At 69.9% G+C, this 18,359-nt stretch carries 15 protein-coding genes; 7 read left to right on the forward strand and 8 right to left on the reverse strand.

Features of this window, described 5'->3' with window-relative positions; all coding sequences use genetic code 11:
- Positions 1 to 168: 168 nt before the first annotated feature.
- The 4 genes from VDQ18_RS16070 to VDQ18_RS16085 form a co-directional block, all read right to left on the reverse strand.
- Positions 169 to 2,907 carry an ATP-binding protein gene (locus VDQ18_RS16070; protein WP_323021929.1) on the reverse strand — a complete coding sequence of 913 codons (2,739 nt, stop codon included), beginning with the start codon at positions 2,905 to 2,907 and terminating at the stop codon, positions 169 to 171.
- Entirely contained in the window at positions 2,904 to 3,200 is a 297-nt protein-coding gene (locus VDQ18_RS16075) for a DUF6611 family protein (RefSeq protein WP_323021930.1), read from the reverse strand. Before VDQ18_RS16075 ends, VDQ18_RS16070 begins: the two co-directional genes overlap by 4 nt.
- 7 nt (positions 3,201 to 3,207) lie before the next feature.
- On the reverse strand, positions 3,208 to 3,651 hold the full coding sequence (locus VDQ18_RS16080; protein WP_323021931.1) for a response regulator transcription factor: 444 nt from the start codon (positions 3,649 to 3,651) through the stop codon (positions 3,208 to 3,210).
- 120 nt (positions 3,652 to 3,771) lie between these two features.
- On the reverse strand, positions 3,772 to 5,103 hold the full coding sequence (locus VDQ18_RS16085) for a helix-turn-helix domain-containing protein (RefSeq protein WP_323021932.1): 1,332 nt from the start codon (positions 5,101 to 5,103) through the stop codon (positions 3,772 to 3,774).
- A 210-nt stretch (positions 5,104 to 5,313) separates the two neighbouring features.
- Between VDQ18_RS16085 and accB the strand changes: the two genes are divergently transcribed.
- From accB to aat, 3 genes are all read left to right on the forward strand, one after another.
- Complete coding sequence (gene accB, locus VDQ18_RS16090; protein ID WP_323021933.1) at positions 5,314 to 5,808, forward strand: acetyl-CoA carboxylase biotin carboxyl carrier protein; 495 nt, start codon at positions 5,314 to 5,316, stop codon at positions 5,806 to 5,808.
- 10 nt (positions 5,809 to 5,818) lie between these two features.
- Complete coding sequence (accC, locus tag VDQ18_RS16095; RefSeq protein WP_323021934.1) at positions 5,819 to 7,165, forward strand: acetyl-CoA carboxylase biotin carboxylase subunit; 1,347 nt, start codon at positions 5,819 to 5,821, stop codon at positions 7,163 to 7,165.
- Positions 7,166 to 7,313: 148 nt separating this feature from the next.
- The gene (aat, locus tag VDQ18_RS16100) at positions 7,314 to 7,946 is read left to right on the forward strand and encodes a leucyl/phenylalanyl-tRNA--protein transferase (protein ID WP_323021935.1); all 633 of its coding nucleotides are present in this window, start codon (positions 7,314 to 7,316) and stop codon (positions 7,944 to 7,946) included.
- Here aat and VDQ18_RS16105 read toward each other — a convergent pair.
- The 3 genes from VDQ18_RS16105 to VDQ18_RS16115 all read right to left on the reverse strand — a co-directional run bounded on the left by VDQ18_RS16105 (position 7,941) and on the right by VDQ18_RS16115 (position 12,039).
- Positions 7,941 to 9,464, reverse strand: coding sequence for a phosphatidylserine/phosphatidylglycerophosphate/cardiolipin synthase family protein (locus VDQ18_RS16105; protein ID WP_323021936.1), 1,524 nt, complete (start codon positions 9,462 to 9,464; stop codon positions 7,941 to 7,943). The genes aat and VDQ18_RS16105 overlap by 6 nt on opposite strands.
- A complete protein-coding gene (locus VDQ18_RS16110) occupies positions 9,461 to 10,180 on the reverse strand; it encodes an endonuclease/exonuclease/phosphatase family protein (RefSeq protein WP_323021937.1) in 720 nt (239 codons plus the stop codon). The genes VDQ18_RS16105 and VDQ18_RS16110 overlap by 4 nt, the downstream gene beginning before the upstream one ends.
- Positions 10,181 to 10,245: 65 nt before the next feature.
- Positions 10,246 to 12,039: an alpha/beta fold hydrolase gene (locus VDQ18_RS16115; RefSeq protein WP_323021938.1), complete on the reverse strand. Its 1,794-nt coding sequence runs from the start codon at positions 12,037 to 12,039 to the stop codon at positions 10,246 to 10,248.
- A gap of 457 nt (positions 12,040 to 12,496) precedes the next feature.
- Between VDQ18_RS16115 and VDQ18_RS16120 the strand changes: the two genes are divergently transcribed.
- Positions 12,497 to 14,083 (forward strand): gamma-glutamyltransferase family protein, encoded by a 1,587-nt coding sequence (locus tag VDQ18_RS16120; protein WP_323021939.1) that lies wholly within the window; start codon positions 12,497 to 12,499, stop codon positions 14,081 to 14,083.
- 163 nt (positions 14,084 to 14,246) lie between these two features.
- On the opposite strand, the gene edd is transcribed toward VDQ18_RS16120, so the two are convergent.
- A complete protein-coding gene (gene edd, locus VDQ18_RS16125; RefSeq protein ID WP_323021940.1) occupies positions 14,247 to 16,052 on the reverse strand; it encodes a phosphogluconate dehydratase in 1,806 nt (601 codons plus the stop codon).
- A gap of 220 nt (positions 16,053 to 16,272) precedes the next feature.
- Here edd and VDQ18_RS16130 point away from each other — a divergent pair, with 220 nt between their 5' ends.
- From VDQ18_RS16130 to VDQ18_RS16140, 3 genes are all read left to right on the forward strand, one after another.
- On the forward strand, positions 16,273 to 16,440 hold the full coding sequence (locus tag VDQ18_RS16130) for an RSP_7527 family protein (RefSeq protein WP_157958043.1): 168 nt from the start codon (positions 16,273 to 16,275) through the stop codon (positions 16,438 to 16,440).
- Positions 16,441 to 16,585: 145 nt separating this feature from the next.
- Entirely contained in the window at positions 16,586 to 17,788 is a 1,203-nt protein-coding gene (locus VDQ18_RS16135; RefSeq protein WP_323021941.1) for an RSP_2647 family RNA methyltransferase, read from the forward strand.
- Positions 17,781 to 18,296: an RSP_2648 family PIN domain-containing protein gene (locus VDQ18_RS16140; RefSeq protein WP_323021942.1), complete on the forward strand. Its 516-nt coding sequence runs from the start codon at positions 17,781 to 17,783 to the stop codon at positions 18,294 to 18,296. Before VDQ18_RS16135 ends, VDQ18_RS16140 begins: the two co-directional genes overlap by 8 nt.
- Positions 18,297 to 18,359 lie beyond the last annotated feature (63 nt).

Genomic DNA, 18,359 nt, shown 5'->3' on the forward strand with positions numbered 1-18,359 from the left:
TCTAAATATCCTCGGGGGTTTCCAAAGGGGGTGGAAAACCCCCTTTGGCGGGGGGTGCGGGGGTGAGCGGCGTCTCGGAAACGCGCCAGTGGCGCGTTTCAGCCGCGAACGCCGCGCCCGTGGCGCGGCCGGACCAGGCCCCCCGCCTCCTTCCGACCAGCCCAGACCCTACTCGGCCGCGCGCGCCCGGGCCTCCAGCCGCGCCGGGAAGCTCACGCGGAAGGCGGCGCCTCCCTGGCCCGGCAGATAGGCGATATCGCCGCCGAGGTTGTGCATGATCTCCCGGCAGATGGCGAGGCCGAGGCCCGCCCCACCGGCCTGATGGGTATCGGTCAGCCGGGCGAATTTCTCGAAGATCAGCATCTGGCTCTTCTTCGGGATGCCCGAGCCGTTGTCGATGAAATCGACCACCACCTTGCCGCCGCGCTGGCGCACGGCGATGCGCAGTTCCGGCGCCGTCGCGTCGCAATATTTCCGGGCGTTCGACACCACATTGATGAAGACCTGCGTCAGTCGGCCGATATCGGTGACAAGCGCAATCTCCTCGTCCGCGCTCTGGCGGCGCAGGGTGAAATGGCGGTGTGGCAGCACCGAATTCGAGGCCATCAGCGCCCGGTCGATCAGATCGCCCAGCATGGCCCGCTGGATGTCGAGATTGACCTGCCCGTTCTCCAGCACGCTCAGGTCCAGCAGGTCATCGAGCAACCGGGTCAGCCGGATCGATTCGTCGTGGATGATGCGGGCGTAGCGGGTGATCTCGTCGCCCGTCACCTCGTCATCCATCAAGATCTCGGAAAAGGCCCGGATCGAGGTCATCGGCGTCCGAAGTTCATGGCTGATCTGGCTGAGGAAACTGTCCTTCTGCACCGAGAGTTTCTGCAGGAGTTCATTGGCCTCGCGCAGCTGGCGGGCGGTGCGGGCCAGTTCCTCGGATTTCGCCTCGAGCTGGGCGGAATGCTCCATGATCATCGCCGTTTCCGACGCCACGGCCATCAGGTCGTCCACCGTCACCAGCCGCCCGCCGACGATCTGGGCGATCATCGCATGCGCGGTGGCGGCGCCGACCGATCCCGCCAGCTCGCGTTCCAGCTTGTCGAGGAAATCGGGCGTCGGATCGGGCAGGAACCCCGCCTTGCCCTGGGCGCGGGTCTGGGCCTCGAAGAAGCTCTGCGCCTCGGCCGCACCCAAAATGCGCTGGGACATGGCCAGCAGATCCTCGGCCTCGTTCTCGGCCGCCTCGCGCGACCAGCCGCGGGCGCCGGGGCTCTCGTCGCCCTGGCCGATGTCGTAGACATTGACGAATTGCGCCGATTGCACGCGCTCCACCGGGCTGGGGAAACTCAGCAGCGAGCCGATGATAAAGGCGGTGGCGTTGAGCGCCAGCGACCAGAAGAGCGCGTGCAGCAGCGGGTCCAGCCCCTCGACCCCGAAGAGCGCATGCGGCCTGAGCCAGCCGATGCCCAAGGGACCCTGCGCCATCAGCTCGGCGCCGAGGATGACGCCCGGCCCGAAGGACGGCAGGAACAGCGTGTAGAGCCAGGCAAGCCCGCCCACCACCAGCCCCGCCGCGGCGCCGATCCGGCTGGCGCCCCGCCAATAGAGCGCGCCGATCAGCGCGGGCAGCACTTGCGCCATCCCGGCAAAGGAGATGAGGCCGATGGCGGCCAGCGCCCGTGATCCGCCCGAGATGGCGAAATAAAGGTAACCCAGCCCCAGGATCACGCCGATGGACAGACGGCGCGCGTTCAGCACGAGGCCGCGCATGTCGCTGGCGTCGCGCGCGGGCGCCAGCCCCCGGTCGGCAGCGCGCTGGCGGGACGCCAGCCACATCGGCACGACGATATGGTTCGACACCATCGTCGCCAGCGCGATCGCGGCGATGATCACCATCGAGGTGGCGGCGGAAAATCCCCCCAGGAAGGCCAGCATCGCCAGCCCGTTCTGCCCCAGCGCATGCGGCAGGGTCAGCACGAAAAGGTCGGGATTGGACCCTTCCGGAAGCAGCATCAGCCCCGCCGCAGCAATCGGCAGCACGAAGAGGCTCATCGCCATCAGATAGAGAGGAAAGGCCCAGGAGGCGACGGCAAGGTGGCTCTCGTCGGCGTTCTCGACCACCATCACCTGGAACATGCGCGGCAGGGTCAGGATCGCCACGCCGGCCAGAAAGGTCAGCCCCATCCAGCGCCCGGGCTCGATGGCCCATTCCGGCCGCTCGGCCAGGGCGATGCGGGCCAGCATGTCGGATGGCCCCTCGGCCAGCCCCCAGACCACCCAGATCCCCACTGCCAGCAAGGCCACCAGCTTGACCACCGCCTCGACCGCGATGGCCGTGACGACGCCGTGGTGCTGCTCGTTGGAATCGAGGTTTCGGGTGCCGAAGAGGATGGTGAACAACGCCAGCCCCACCGCCACCCACATCGCCAGCTGCTGCGGCGCCAGCGTCTCGCCCGCGGTGAAGGCGCCGAAGCTGAGCGCGATGGATTGCAGCTGCAGGGCGATATAGGGCGTGGTGGCGATGACCGCGATCACCGTGACGATGACGCCGACCGCGTTCGACTTGCCATAGCGCGACGAGATCAGGTCGGCGATGGAGGTCACGCGCTGCGCCTTGCCGATCCGCACCAGCTTTCTCAGAAGCCACCACCAGCCGACGAAGACCAGCGTCGGGCCAAGGTAGATGGTCATGAATTCAAGGCCCGAGCGCGCCGCGTAGCCGACTGCACCGTAGAAGGTCCAGGCCGTGCAATAGACCGACAGCGACAGCGTATAGACCAGGGGCGAGCGCAGGAAACGGGCCTGCCGCCCGCTGGCCCGCAGCGCCTCGGCCCGGCGTTCGGCCAGCGAGGCGATGGTGAACAGGAAGATCACATAGGCCAGCGCCGCCGGGACCAGGATATTCAGGGTCATGGCGCGCCCTCATCGGGGGCGGGGCTGCTGCGCCGCTCGGCCGCCTCGGCATCGCGCTTCAGTGCCGCGCGCAGGGGCCGCGACAGCGCCGCCGCCGCCAGCACCAGCACCAGCCAGAGGACGAACAGATAGACCGCTTCCGCCGCGGTGCTCAGCGCCCGGCCCCGCGTCCAGAGCACCGGCAGCAGGATCAGCACGAAACCCACCACCGGCAGGATGCGCGCGGCATCCATGATGCGGCGGCGGCGATAGGTCTCGCGTTGCAGGAACAGGGGGGCGCGGGGCGGCTTCATGCGCCGATCATACACCGACCAGCTGGCGCACCGCAGCCAGCAATTCGGCATTGGCAAAGGGTTTGGCGATGAACATCGAGGCCCCCGCCGCCATCGCCTGCTCGCGCACCTGGGCAGAGCCCTTGGCGGTCAGCAGGATCACCGGCAGGGGCGCCGTGCCCGGCTGGCCGCGCAGGGCGCGCAGGATGTCGAAGCCGCTGGCGCCGGGCAGCATCACGTCCAGGATGACCAGATCCGGCACCTCGGCCCGGATGCGGGCCAGCGCGCCGGTGCCGGTGGCCTCAATGGCCACCTCCCAGCCGTCACGGCGCAGGATGAAACGGATCGCTTCCGAGATATTGGGCTCGTCCTCGACCACCAGCACGCGGCGTCCGACGCCACGCCTGCCCGGCAGCGGCGCCATCGACGCCGTGCCGCCGCCCCCCGAGGCTTCGGCCCCGTCGTGGCTCATGCGATGGTCCTCCCCGGTGGTCCACCCGGGCGGCGCGTCCCTCCCGGCCGGCCTGCCCCGGAAACTATCGCGGCAATTCACAAAGCTGTCAAAGCCTGCGTGAGGCGGCGCCCCCGCCCGTCAGCCCGAGACGATCGAGGGTTCGCGCCGCCCCGGGCAGAACTCGCGCGGGCAGACCCGGCAGCTCGATCCCAGCGCCCGCACCGCCTCGCCCTCGCCCGCATCCCCGGCAACCGAGGCGGGGGTGACCAGCATGCTGGCCTCCCAGACAAAGGGCGGCTCGAACCGCAGCGGGTCGCGGGCGCCTGCCACCGCATGGGCCACGAACCGCCCCGGCGGGCGGCCGGCGAATTCCACCGGCGCGCGCACCGGGCGGTCGGGTCGCAACAGCGCCTCGTACAGCGGCCAGAGCGGACAGGCGCCGCCAAAGCGGGGCAGCTGGAAGCCCTCGATCGGCCGCCGGAAGGTCAGCGTGCCCGACCCGTCGCAGATCGCCAGCCCGAAGCGCGGGATCCCCGGCTCGGGCGGCAGCGTCGCCAGCCGCCGGAAGAGCTGCGCCAGCCCGACGCCGAAATGCCGCGCCAGTTCCTCGGGCGCGAATCCGGCCCCGGCGGTGAAGACCCGCACCAGCACCGGCATCAGCCGCCCCAGCGGCAGGGCGCGGGCATCCTCATGGGCGCGGGCCAGCCAATCCTCGGCCAGACTGCGCGCCGCGGCCGAGGCGAGTTCCGCCTGCCCGGCGATCAGCGCCGCCCAATCGCCGCCCGCTTCGACCGCGGCGACGTGGAAGCCCTGCCGCTCCAGCCAGCTTTCCAGCTCCTCCTGCGGGGCGGCGAGGCCGGTTTCTTCGCTCGACGTGTCGAGGAAGGCAACCAGCGCCTCGGCGGCATTGGCCAGCCGCACGGAATCATCGTGAACGTTGCGGTGGAACAGCGCCCGCCACTCGGGCTCCAGATCCTCGGATTCGGCCAGAATCGCTGCGGTGGATTGCACCGAAGTCACCGCCGAGACGATCTCGTGCAGCGAGGCCGAGAGATTCGGGTCATGCGCCATCCGGTCGGACAGACGCTCGATGATCCGCTCCTGCGCCTCGGCCAGAGTCTGCAATTGCGCCAGCAGCGCCGCCCAGCCGGGGAAGCGGCCGACCAGTTCGTCGGCGCGGTCGACCTCGGGCTCGGTGCCGGGCTGGGCCCGGGCCGCGGCAGTGCGCAGGACCTGGATCTGCGCGTCGCCCGCCCGTTCGTCCAGCGCCTCGGCCGGGATCTGCAGGGCCTTGGCGATGGCCTCCAGCACCGGGGCCGAAGCCCTGCGGCGGTTGTGTTCTATGAGGTTCAGATACGAGGGCGAGACCCCGGCCATCCGCGCCAGATCCGCCTGCCCCAGCCGCCGCGCGGTGCGCAGGGCGCGGATGCGCGTGCCGGACAAGGCGGGTCTGGGTGCGGGTCTGGGCATGGCCCTTGCCTCCTCGATCCCGCTGTTACACCATGCGGCCGACCGGCACGCAAGCGCCGCCGCCCGCCCCCGCGCGCGCCGATGGAATCCCCGACGGGGAGAATGGCACTTTTCACGCGACGGGGCCTGACGTATAACCCCGCGGCACAACGCGGGACGCGTCAGACAACATCGCAGGCCGGGACAGCACCCGCCGCAACGAGGATGTCCATGAGCAAAGATCACATCACCTCCGACGTCGCCTTCATCAAGGCATTGGCGGAACTTCTGAACCAGAACGAGCTGACCGAGATCTCGGTCAAGCGCGAATACGGCGAGAATGACACGCTGAACGTCAAGGTTGCCAAGCAATCGCAGATCGTCCAGGCGGCGCCGGTCAGCTACGCGGCCCCGGCCGCGGCGCCCGCGGCCGCGCCCTCGGCCCCGGCGGCAGCTGCCGCCGCTCCGGCCTCGGCTGATCCCGCCGACCATCCCGGCGCCGTCTCCTCGCCGATGGTGGGCACGGCCTATCTCGCGGCCGAACCGGGCGCCGATCCCTTCGTCGCCGTCGGCCAGCAGGTCAGCGCCGGGCAGACCGTGCTGATCATCGAGGCGATGAAGACCATGAACCACATTCCGGCCCCGGCCTCGGGCGTGGTCAAGCGCATCCTGGTGACCGATGGCACGCCCGTTGAATACGGCGCGCCCCTGATGATCATCGAATAAGGCCCTGGCAATGTTCGACAAAATCCTCATCGCGAACCGGGGCGAGATCGCGCTGCGCGTCATCCGCGCCTGCCGCGAGATGGGCATCCAGTCGGTTGCCGTGCATTCGACCGCCGATGCCGACGCCATGCATGTGCGCATGGCCGACGAGGCGATCTGCATCGGCCCCGCCCCCTCGGTCGACAGCTATCTGCACATGGCGGCGATCATCTCGGCCTGCGAGATCACCGGCGCCCAGGCGATCCACCCGGGCTATGGCTTCCTGTCGGAAAACGCCAATTTCGTGCAGATGGTCGAGGATCACGACTTGACCTTCATCGGCCCGCGCGCGGAACACATCCGGCAGATGGGCGACAAGATCACCGCCAAGGACACCGCCAAGGCGCTGGGGATCCCCGTGGTCCCGGGCTCGCCCGGTGGCGTGCCGGACATGGAGACCGCCAAGAAGACGGCGGGCGACATGGGCTATCCCGTCATCATCAAGGCCACCGCCGGTGGTGGCGGCCGGGGCATGAAGGTGGCGAAGTCGGAAGCGGAGCTGGAGATCGCCTTCCGCACCGCGCGGTCCGAGGCCAAGGCGGCCTTCGGCAACGACGAAGTCTATATCGAGAAATACCTCCAGAAGCCGCGCCATATCGAGATCCAGGTCTTCGGTGACGGCAAGGGCGGCGCGGTGCATCTGGGCGAGCGCGACTGCTCGCTGCAGCGCCGCCACCAGAAGGTGCTGGAAGAGGCCCCCGGCCCGGTCATCACCGAGGAACAGCGCGCCCGCATCGGCGCGATCTGCGCCAATGCCATCGGCAAGATGCAGTATTCGGGTGCGGGCACGGTGGAATTCCTGTTCGAGGACGGCGAGTTCTATTTCATCGAGATGAACACCCGGCTTCAGGTCGAACATCCGGTGACGGAAGCGATCTTCGGCGTCGATCTGGTGCGCGAGCAGATCATGGTCGCGGCCGGCAATCGCCTGTCGTTCCGGCAGGAGGATCTGACGATCCGCGGCCATGCCATCGAGGTGCGCCTCAATGCCGAGAAACTGCCGAATTTCACCCCCAGCCCCGGCCGGGTGAACACCTTCCACGCGCCCGGAGGCCTGGGCGTGCGGATGGATTCGGCGCTCTATTCCGGCTACCGGATCCCGCCCTATTACGACAGCCTGATCGGCAAGCTGATCGTCCACGGCCGCGACCGGCCGGAGGCGCTGGCCCGGCTGAAGCGGGCCCTGGGCGAGCTGATCATCGACGGGATCGACACCACGGTGCCGCTGTTCGATGCGCTGCTGGACAACCCGGACGTGCTGGCGGGCAAGTATGACATTCATTGGCTGGAGAAGTTCCTGGCCAACGAGCTCGGGTAAGACGAGCAGGCAAGCGCGGGGGGCCGTCGTCCCCTGAGACCGCAAAGGGCGGGGGGCTGCCGCCCCCCGCACCCCCTGCTTCAAGGAGGGTTTTCCACCCTCCTTGAAAATCCTCCCGAGGATATTTTCAGAACGAAGATGAGGCGGAATGCGGCTGACGCCTGAGGTGATCGTCAGGGCCTATGCGGGTGGGGTCTTCCCCATGGCCGAGACCGCCACCGATTCCGAAATCCACTGGTTCGAACCCAAGCGCCGCGGCATCCTGCCGATCGAGGGGTTTCACGTCTCGCGCTCGCTGGCCCGCAGCCGCAGGCGGGGCGGTTTCCGCTTCTCCTGCGACGGCGATTTCGCCGGCGTGGTCCGGGCTTGCGCCGACCGACCCGTCACCTGGATCAACGCCGAGATCTTCCGCGTCTTCGAGGCGCTGCACGGGCTGGGCCTTGCCCATTCCATCGAGGTGCGCAGCCCTGACGGGACGCTGGCGGGCGGGGTCTATGGGCTGGCCCTGGGCGGCGCCTTCTTTGCCGAGAGCATGGTCAGCCGGGTCACCGACGGCTCGAAACTGGCGCTGGCCGAGCTGATGGCGCGGCTCGGCCGCGGCGGGTTCCGGTTGGTCGACACGCAATACCTGACCCCGCATCTGGCGAGCCTCGGCGGGATCGAGATCCTCCGCCACCAGTACCGCACCCTGCTGGCCGAGGCGCTGGAGGCCGAGGCGCGGCCGGATCTGGCCTTCGCCCCGGTCAATCCCGGGCGCGCGGACGGGGCCTTCTGGTCATAGGAAACCGTGGATCGGCAGATGGCCGATGCAGAAGGTCAGCGCCCGTTTCCACCAATTGGTGCCGGGCTCCCGATGGGTGCGTTCCTCGCCCCGGGTCCAAAGCAACAGATGCCGGTCGCGGCTGACCCGCCAGCCCTGCCCCGGCGCGCAGGCCTCGTCGATGATGGCGTCGAGGCGGCGGATCTGGTCGGGATCGTCAAACAAGATCCCCAGTTCGGTGTTCAGGAAGGCCGAGCGCAGGTCGAAATTGAACGAGCCGACGAAGGCGCGCTCATCATCGACGATGAAGCTTTTCGCGTGCAGCATGGTGTCCGGCTGGTCGGGCCGCGCGTATTCGATCAGCCGGATCCCGGCCTTCAGCAGCCGCGGCCGATACCAGCGATAGGCGCCATAGACCAGCACACTGTCCGAACGGCCGAGGCCATTGGTCACGATCTCGATCTCGACCCCGGCCTCGGCCAGCTCGATCAGCGCCGCCATGCCGCGTTTGCCGGGCACCAGATAGGGCGTCATGATGCGCAGCTTGCGCTTGGCCGAGCGGACCACCGGCATGATCGAGCCCGGCATCCAGCCCTCGCGCCGCCGCTGCAGCGCCTTTTCCGGCGGGTCGCCGATGAACTCGATCCCCTCGATCCAGTCGAGCCGCTCGATGCCCAGGCTCTCGATCGCCGTCTCGGCCGGGGGCAGGCGCAAACGCTCGATCAGACTTCTGTTGCGCGGCTCGTTGAGAAAGCGCTGCAGGTAGAGGCGGAAGCGGCGCAGCCGGGTCGCCCGGCCGATGCGCAGAGAGCGCACCGGCAGCGCCACGTTCGAATTCCAGAAAGCGTCGAAGAGATCGCCCATCGAGCGCAGCACCGGCCCCGCCAGGATCACGTCGAGGTCGTCGAAGGTGATCCCCGCCCCGCGCTGCGCCCCGAAATAGGGGTCGCCCACGTTGCGCCCGCCGGTGATGGCCAGCCGGTTGTCGGCCAGGAACATCTTGTTGTGCATGCGCCGGTTGTAGGGCAGCAGGTTGACCACCATTTCCAGCCCGCGCAACAGGCTGCGGTCGCGGTTGCGGATCGGGTTGAAGAGCCGCACCTCGATCGAGGGGTGACGGTCAAGCGCCCGGTAGGCCGGCACCCGACGGATCAGGTTCACATCGTCGATCAGCATGCGCACCCGCACGCCGCGGTCGGCGGCGGCCAGCACCTCGCCCGCCAGCAACCGGCCGGTCACGTCGTCTTCCCAGATGTAATACATCAGATCGAGGCTGCGCTCGGCGCCGCGGGCCAGCGACAGGCGCAGGGCCAGCGCCTCGCGTTCGTCGGGCACCAGCCGCATCCCCGAGTGACCGAGATGCGCGCGCTCCAGCGGCTCCAGCAGGCGGTCGTAGTCGGTATCCGAGCCCTGCGGCAGCACGCTCGAGGCCTTGCCATGCCGCGTCTTGGCAAAGCGCCCGGCCAGCCAGAGCCCCGCCACTGCCAGCACGACGAGGATGCCGAGCGCCCAGAGCGCCCCTTCAAGCCATGGGTTCATGCACCGACCCTCAGCCGGGCGCGGATCGGCAGATGGTCGGAGGCCAGCCGGGCCAGCGGCGAGACATGCGGCGAGAGGTCCAGCACCTCGGCCCGCGTGCAGCCGATGATCCGGTCGAGGGGCAGCATCGGGCGCCCGGCCGGGAAACTCGCCACGGTGGCGGCGCGGGTCACTGCGTCGAGCCCGGTCTTCAGCGGCATCAGCGAGCAGCCCGGCCCCTGCCGCCATTCGTTCAGATCGCCCATCATCAGCGTCGGCCGGTCGGGGCTGATCTCGTCGGCCAGGCGCCGGGCCTGTTGCAGGCGGGAATTCTTCAGCAAGCCCAGATGGGCGGCGATCACCCGGATCGGCAGGTTCCCGAAGCGCAGATCGGCGACGATGGCGCCGCGCGGCTCCAGCCCCGGCAGGTCGATGACGCGCGCATCCTCGATCTCGGCGCCGCGAAACAGCAGCAGGTTGCCGTGCCAGCCATGGGCCAGCGCGCCCTTGCGGCTGGTCAGCGGCACCGGCACCAGCCCGGTCGTCCGCTCCAGCTCGGCCAGATCCAGGATCCCGCGGCGGTCGCCGAAGCGGCGGTCCACTTCCTGCAACGCCACCAGATCGGCGCCCAGCTCGCGGATCACCGCGATCGTGCGATGCGGATCGCGCCGCCGGTCGGTGCCGACGGCCTTGTGCACATTGTACGAGCCGATGATCAGGTCAGAGCTGGAGGGCATCAGGGTTTTCCCGCGTTGCCCTGTCTATATGGGGTGCCCTGCCCGTCCGGCAATGGCGGCCGGGCTCAGGGCGCTGTCAGGCATCGGCGGGCGAAATCCGCGACCTCGGCCAGCACCGGGCCGGGCTTGGCATAGAGCAGCAGCTGGCCCTCGCCCTCGATCTCGACGACATGGGCGCGGGCCCTTGCCTGGGCGAATTCGCGGACCGAGCGCAGGCTGACCACCGGGTCCAGCTCGCCATGGATCAGATGCAGCGGGCAATCCGAGCCCGCGACCAGCGCCGACCAGTCGCGGGTCACGTGCCAGGCGTCGATCTGGAAGGCCTTCTGCCCCTGCGCGACGGTATAGCGATAGCCCTCGATGATGCGCTCGGCGATGGCCGGGTGGCTCACCACCTCGCGGTCGCGCGAGCCGGTCGGATAGAGCGGCATCATGAACTTCTCGGCGCTGCTCGAATCGATCTGGGCGATCCCGGCGCGCAGCACCGCGGGCAACAAGGCCGGGGCGAAGCGCGCGGTATAGGCCACGGCCCGCTGGCGCGGCGTCATGGCGGCGAATTGCTCGATCGAGGTGATCGGCACGCAGCCGCCCACCCCCACCATCCCCGCGACCGAGCGCCCCAGCCGCCCCGCCGCCGCATAGGCATAGATCGTCCCCGCCATATGCCCCAGCAGCACCACCCGCGGCAGGTTGAGCGATTGCAGCACGATGCCGAGGTCGCGGGCGAAAAGCCCCGGCGCCTCGCGGATCCGCGGATCGGCGAAAGAGGCGCCGAAATTGGCCCGCATCGGCGCGTAAAGCCGGATCCCCGCCGCCTGCAACGCCGGCCCGAGCTGCGAGAGCGAGGCCAGCCCCTCCAGCATGCCGTGCACGAAGATCACCGGCATGCCATCCGCGGGCCCCGTGGTCAGCACCGGCATCAGCCGCCCGTCGCCCACATCGACGACGATCTCCTGCTCGCTGGCGGCGGGGGCGGCGTCGGGGCGGCTGTCACCGTCGGGGCCATGCAGCACCAGCGCCGCGACCAGCCGCATCAGCTCGGATTGCGCGCCGGTGCGGGTCTTGGCGAAGACCGATTTCAGCTGGGCCCTCAGCGTGTTGAGCGAACGCCCGCTGCGCAGCGAGACGGCGGGCAGATCGCCGCCACGGGTCAGTTCGCGCACCAGCTCGACCTCGCGCGGGGACAGGCGGAAACTCTCGACCAGAATGCCCGACAACGCCGGGTTCCAGCCGACGCTCAGCGCCTTGAGCTCGGTGACGAAGCCCTCGCCCTCGGGCGCGCGGACCGTCACCGCCGCCACCAGCCCGCCGCCCGGCAGCGCCGCCTGGGCCGGCGCCTCGGCCAGCGACAGGACGGTGAACCGGCCCGAGGCCGGGGCGCGGTCGGCAGCAGCGAGATAGGCGGCAAGCCGGGCGGCGCTGTCGGGCTCCAGCGCGGCACGGATCGCCTCGGCGGTGACCGGGCTGCCGAACAGCGTCTCGGCCTCGGCCCCCGAGGACAGCACCACACCGCCCCGCCCCAGCCGGACCAGCGGCCCGCGGCCATCGCCTGTCCCTGGCAGCACCGCCTCGCCCCGCCCCATCCTCTCGAACAGGGCGAAGGCCCGGCGGAAATGCGCCTCGATCACCGGATCCTCGAGCGTGCGGGCCGAAGGTTCGTCCGTCACCTGCATCTCGCCCAGCCGCCGGGCCAGCTGGTCGACGAAATCCGACCAATCGGCCATGAAACTGTCGAAATGCTCGGGGTTCAGCACCACCTCGTAGATGCTGCCGATGAGGCGCGCGCGGCCGGGGTCCAGCGCCTCGGCCGCGTCGGGGGAGACGGCGCTGAAGGCGGGAACGGATTGCTCGGCGGTCACGAAACCCTCACGGTCAAACGGCACGGCCCTGAACAGGCGGGGGTCAAGAATGCCCCAGTTTTCCTGCTTTGGCGAGCGTTTTAACCCGAATGGGTGAAGCCAAAAACGACGAATCCGGTCATCGTCGGACTCGTTTCAGCACCCAGGATTTTTCATCCAATCCTTTTGCCGTCGGGTCGCGTCAGGAAGGCCAGCGAACTGTCGCTGTCGGGTGTGGTCCCCAGGATCACGGATCGGTGGCGGGAGTGATTTCATCAGCGGCCGCGCCTTCTTGAGGCAATCGCCCGTCGGACCTTCAGGCTGGCGCCGTTTGCGGCGTCGGCGGTCGCTGCCCAAGCGATTCTCTGGCCGGCCCGGTTCCTGCTGACCGGGCCGGCCAACGCGCGGGCCGCCAGCCGGGACTTTTCAATCCCTGCCCCGCACCGCATCCTGCCGGCCAAAGCCTCAGGAGGATTCGATGCGCGATTTCCAGACACCCGGCCGGTCGGCCGTCTATGCCGACAATGGCATGGTCGCCGCCTCGCATCCGCTGGCGTCGCAGCTGGCGATCCGGCTTCTGCAGGAGGGGGGCAATGCCGTCGATGCCGCCATCGGCGCGGCGATCCTGCAGGGGCTGCTGGAGCCGCAGATGACCGGCCTCGGCGGCGATCTCTTTGCGCTGGTGAAACCGGCGGGCGAGGAGAGTGTCCATGCCCTGAACGGCTCGGGCCGCGCGCCCGCCGGGCTTTCGGCCGCGTCGATGCGCGCACGGGGGCTCGCCGCGGTCCCGGTTCACGGGATTGAGGCGGTGACCCTGCCCGGCGCGGTCGATGGTTTCTGCCGGATGCACGAGACCTGGGGCAGGCTGGAGCTGGCGCAGATCCTCGCCCCGGTCATCGCCTATTTCGAGGCCGGTGTGCCGGTCGCGCCCCGCGTCGCCCTGGACTGGGCCCAGGCCCGCCCGCTGCAAGGCGCCGCCGGAAAGCACTATCTGCCGGGCGGCAGCGCGCCGGTCACCGGCCAGCGCTTCGCCCTGCCCGGCCAGGCCGAGGTGCTGCGCCGCATCGCCCGCGAGGGGCGCAAGGGGTTCTACGAGGGCGAGGTGGCCGAGGACATGCTCGCCGCGCTCCGCGCCCAGGGCGGCAGCCACACGGCCGAGGATTTCGCCGCCGTCGCGGGCCATCTCGGCCAGCCGGTCAGCGGAAGCTACAAGGGCGTCGAACTCATTGAACATGCGCCGAACGGCCAGGGCGCGACGGCGATCCTGCTGCTGAACATCCTGTCGCATTTCGACCTGACGCGGATGGACCCGTTCGGCGTCGAGCGCACGCATATCGAGGCCGAGGCCACGCGGCTGGCCTATGACGCCCGCAACCGCTTTCTGGCCGACGCCGATCACGTCACGCGGCTGGCGCATATGCTGGCGCCCGAGACGGCGGCCGCGCTGGCGGCGCTGATCGACCCCGGGCGCGCCATGGCCGAACCCGCGCCGCTGACCGAGGCGGTGCACAAGGAGACGATCACCCTGTCGGTGGTGGATCGCGACCGGATGGCCGTGTCGCTGATCTATTCGATCTTCCACGATTTCGGCGCCGGCATCGCCTCGGACCGGTTCGGGATCCTGTTCCAGAACCGCGGCGCGGGCTTCACGCTGGAACCCGGCCACGCCAATGAAGCGGCGGGCGGCAAGCGGCCGATGCACACGATCATCCCGGGGATGCTGCGCCGGGGCGGCAAGGTGACGATGCCCTTCGGGGTGATGGGCGGCGCCTATCAGCCCTGCGGCCATGCCCGGCTGGTGTCGAACCTCTTGGATTTCGACATGGATCTGCAGGCGGCGCTGGACGCCCCCCGGGCCTTTGCCGGGCTCTTTTCCGGCGTGGACGGGCTGGCGCTGGAGACGGGCCATGCGCCCGCCGTAGCCGAGGCGCTGGCGGCGATGGGCCACAAGACCCGCTGGTCGCCCGAACCGCTGGGCGGCGCCCAGGCCATCGAGATCCGCGAGGATGGGGTTCTGGTCGGCGCCTCGGACCCGCGCAAGGATGGTTGCGCTTTGGGATACTGACCGGGAGGGCGGGGGGGGGGGGGGGGGGGGGGCCCCCCCCCCCCCCCCCCCCCCGGCGGATTGCCACGCGCCCCCGCCCGGGGAGGGTTTTCCACCCTCCCCGGACCCCTTCCGGAGGATATTTTCAGAACAAAGATGACAGAAGGGCGCGGGGCGGCCGCGCTCAGAACAGGATCGAGGCGCCTTCGGTGGCGTCGCTGGCCCCGAGGCGCAGCCGGGCGAAGAGTTCGCGACCGACGCCGACATCATTGGCGCTGAGATCGGCGGTCACCACCGGGCGCTCGGCGAAACCCTCGGCCAGCACCTCGAGCCGCCCCGACACCGCGTCGAGCCGCACCAGATCGCCGTCCCGCACCCGGGCGATGGGCCCGCCCGCCGCGGCCTCGGGCGCGACATGGATCGCCGCCGGCACCTTGCCCGAGGCGCCCGACATCCGACCGTCCGTGACCAGCGCCACCTTCTGCCCGCGGTCCAGCAGCACCGACAGCACCGGGGTCAGCGAATGCAGCTCCGGCATGCCATTGGCCCGCGGCCCCTGGAAGCGGACCACCACCACCACATCGCCGGTGAACTCACCCGCCTTGAAGGCGGCTTTCACCGCCTCCTGATCGTGGAACACCCGGGCCGGGGCCTCGATCACATGGTTCTCGGGCTTCACGGCCGAGACCTTGATCACCCCCTGCCCGAGGTTGCCGTTGAGCTGTTTAAGCCCGCCGGTCGGCGCGAAGGGATCGCGGGCCGGGCGCAGGATCCGGTCGTTGAGGCTTTCGCCCGCCCCCTCGACCCAGGACAGCGCGCCGTCGATGAGCTTCGGCTCCTGCGCGTAGCGGGCAAGGCCGGTTCCGGCCACCGTCTCGACATCCTCGTGCAACAGGCCCGCGTCGAGCAGTTGCCCCACCAGATAGGCCAGCCCCCCGGCGGCGTGGAAATGGTTCACATCGGCCAGACCGTTGGGATAGACCTTGGCGAGCAAGGGCACGGCGCGGGCCACGGCATCGAAATCCTCGAGCGTCAGCGTGATACCGGCGGCTTTCGCCATGGCAGGCAGGTGCAGGATCAAATTGGTCGAGCCGCCGGTCGCCATCAGCCCGACCATCCCGTTGACGAAAGCACGCTCATCAAGGATCCGCCCGGCCGGGCGCCAGTCGTTGCCCAGATGGGTGATCGCCGCGGCGCGGGACACCGCCGCGCGGGTCAGCGCCTCGCGCAGCCCGGTGCCCGGGTTCACGAAAGCCGCGCCCGGCAGCATCAGGCCCATGATCTCCATCAGCATCTGGTTGGTATTGGCCGTGCCGTAGAAGGTGCAGGTCCCCGGCCCGTGATAGCTGGCCATTTCGGACGCCATCAGATCGGCGCGGCTGGCCTTGCCCTCGGCGAAGGCCACACGGACCTTGGCCTTTTCGTCGTTGGGCAGGCCCGAGGTCATCGGCCCCGCCGGAACGAAGACCGCCGGCACATGGCCGAAGGTCGCCGCCGCCATCACCAGCCCCGGCACGATCTTGTCGCAGACCCCGAGCCAGAGCGCGGCATCGAAGCAATCGTGCGACATGGCCACGGCCGAGGCGAGCGCGATCGTGTCGCGCGACATCAACGACAACTCCATGCCCGCCCTGCCCTGCGTGACCCCGTCGCACATCGCCGGAACGCCGCCCGCCACCTGCGCCGTCGCCCCCGCCACCCGCGCCGCCTCGCGGATCAGGGCGGGATAGGTCTCGAACGGCTGGTGGGCCGAGAGCATGTCGTTGTAGGCGGTGACGATGCCCAGATTGGGCTGCCGGTCGGCGGCCAGCGCCGCCTTGTCCTCGCCCATCGCCGCATAGGCATGCGCCGCGTTCGAGCACGACAGATGCGCCCGCGCCGGACCCTGCGCCGCCGCCCGGTCGAGCCGGGCGAGATAGGCCTCGCGCGCGGGACGCGAGCGCTCAATGATCCGGTCGGTGACGTCACGGATACGGGCATCGAGGGGCATGGCGGGCCTCGTCGGTTCGAAACGGGAGGGGTTCGCGCCCCCTATACGCCGTTATCGCTAACGCTGCAAGGGCGGCAGGCGCCGGCCCCGGGGCCAGCCTGCGAGCCTTGCACGGCGTGCAATACGGCTTTGCCGCATCGGCACTGGCGGATTGCTGCATCGCGGCGTAACTTGGGTTCAGACAGAGAATAACGACGCCCCCGAGCAAAGGATGTCAGACATGACCGCTTATCCCTATGAACTCAGCAAGATGGAAGACCTTGACCTGATCGCGCTGGAGCGCCAGGCGCGCGCCATGCAGGCCCAGGCGCTGGTCGAATCCTTCGCGGCGCTGCGCCGCGGCATCGCCGGCCTCTTCGGCCGCGGCACCGCTGCCCGCACCGCCTGATACCGATCACAGGAAAGCCGGGGTCCCTCGCCCCGCGCCGAGCAGCCGCCCCGCCCCGGAGTTCCCGGGCGGGGCGGTGTCGCTTTGGCCTTCCGCCCCGGGCGCCGGGCCGTTATGGGTGGGGCAGCCCTCTCAGGATTGACCGATGACCTCGCTCCCCTTCAGCCGCCCCGTTGTCCGCCTGCGCCCCAAGGCCGAAGCCCGCGCCATCCGCCACGGTTTCCCCTGGGTCTATGCCGACGAGCTGGTCCTCGACCGACGCACCAATGCGCTGGAACCGGGCGCGCTGGCCGTGCTGGAGGATGGCGAGCGGCGGCCGATGGGGCTGGTGACCGTCAATCCCAAGTCGAAGATCGTCGCCCGGATGCTGGACCGCGACACCGGGGCGGCGCTGGACCGTGCCTGGTTCGAGGCGCGGCTCAGCCATGCGCTGGCGCTGCGCGAACGGCTCTATACCGAACCCTTCTACCGGCTGGTCCATGCCGAGGCCGATGGCTTCCCGGGCGTGGTCATCGACCGCTTCGGCGATGCGGCGGTGATCCAGCCCAATGCCGCCTGGGCCGAGGCGCATCTCGAGATGCTGGTGGCGGCGCTGCAGGCGGTGACCGGGGTCAGCATCGTGGTAAAGAACGGCACCGGCCGGGCCCGCAGCCTGGAAGGCCTGACCGACGAGACGCTGGTGCTGAAAGGCGCGCTCGACGGCCCGGTGCCGGTGCGGATGAACGGCGCCACCTATATGGCCGACCTGACCGGCGGGCAGAAGACCGGGATCTTCTACGACCAGCGCGACAACCACGCCTTCGCCGCGCGGCTGGCAAAGGGCGGGCGGGTCCTCGATGTCTTCAGCCATGTCGGCGGCTTCGGCCTGGCGGCGCTGGCGGCGGGGGCCGAGAGCGCGCTGGCCGTCGATGGCTCGGAACCGGCGCTGGCGCTGGCCGAACGGGGCGCCGCCGCCATGGGCCTGGCGGAGCGCTTCGCCCGCCGCCAGGGCGACGCCTTCGAGACGCTGGAAGCGCTGCAATCCGAGGGCGAGCGCTTCGACCTGGTGGTCTGCGACCCGCCCGCCTTCGCGCCTCACCGCCAAGCGCTGGACGCGGGGCTTCGCGCCTATGAACGCGTGGCACGGCTTGCGGCACCGCTGGTGGCGCCGGGCGGCTATCTGGTGCTCTGCTCCTGTTCGCATGCCGCGGATCTGTCGCAATTCCGCGCCGCCTCGACCCGCGGCATCGGCAAGGGCGGCCGTCGCGGGCAGCTGATCCATACCGGCTTTGCCGGTCCCGATCACCCGATGCTGCCCCAACTGGCCGAAAGCGGCTACCTGAAGTCGCTCGCCTTCCGCCTTGACTAAGGCCTTCCTCGACACCTGCGTCCTCTACCCGCCGATCCTGCGCGACCTGCTGCTGGGCCTCGCCGACCGCGGGCTCTACCAGCCGCTCTGGTCGGAAAGCGTGGCGGCCGAATGGCTGCACACGACGGCGCGCAAGGGCGAACCGGGCGCGGCCGAGGCGCTGGCCCGGATGCGTGCCCGCTGGCCCGGGGCCGAGGTCAAGGCGGCCGAGGCAGATTGGCTCGACCTCCCCGACCCCGGTGACCGGCATGTGCTGGCCGGCGCCATCGAAGGCGGCGCGGCGCTGCTGGTCACGCTGAACCTGCGCGATTTCCCGCGCCGCAGCCTCGCCCCGCACGGGCTGCGCGCCATCCCGCCCGATGATTTCTGCATGGAACTCTGGCTCGCCGGGCGCGAGCCGGTCGAAGCCGAGGTTGCCCGGGTCTGGCCCGGCCTCGACGGCCGCCCGCTGCGCAACGCGCTGAAAAAGGCGGAACTGCCCCGGCTGGGCCGCGCGCTGGAGACCTGAAGGGAGGGGTTTCGCCCTCGTTGCCCGCTGTCGCGGGCGCCTCGGGCGACCAGCGGCGCGGCG

It is taken from the genome of Pararhodobacter sp., assembly GCF_034676075.1.
GTDB lineage: Bacteria > Pseudomonadota > Alphaproteobacteria > Rhodobacterales > Rhodobacteraceae > Pararhodobacter.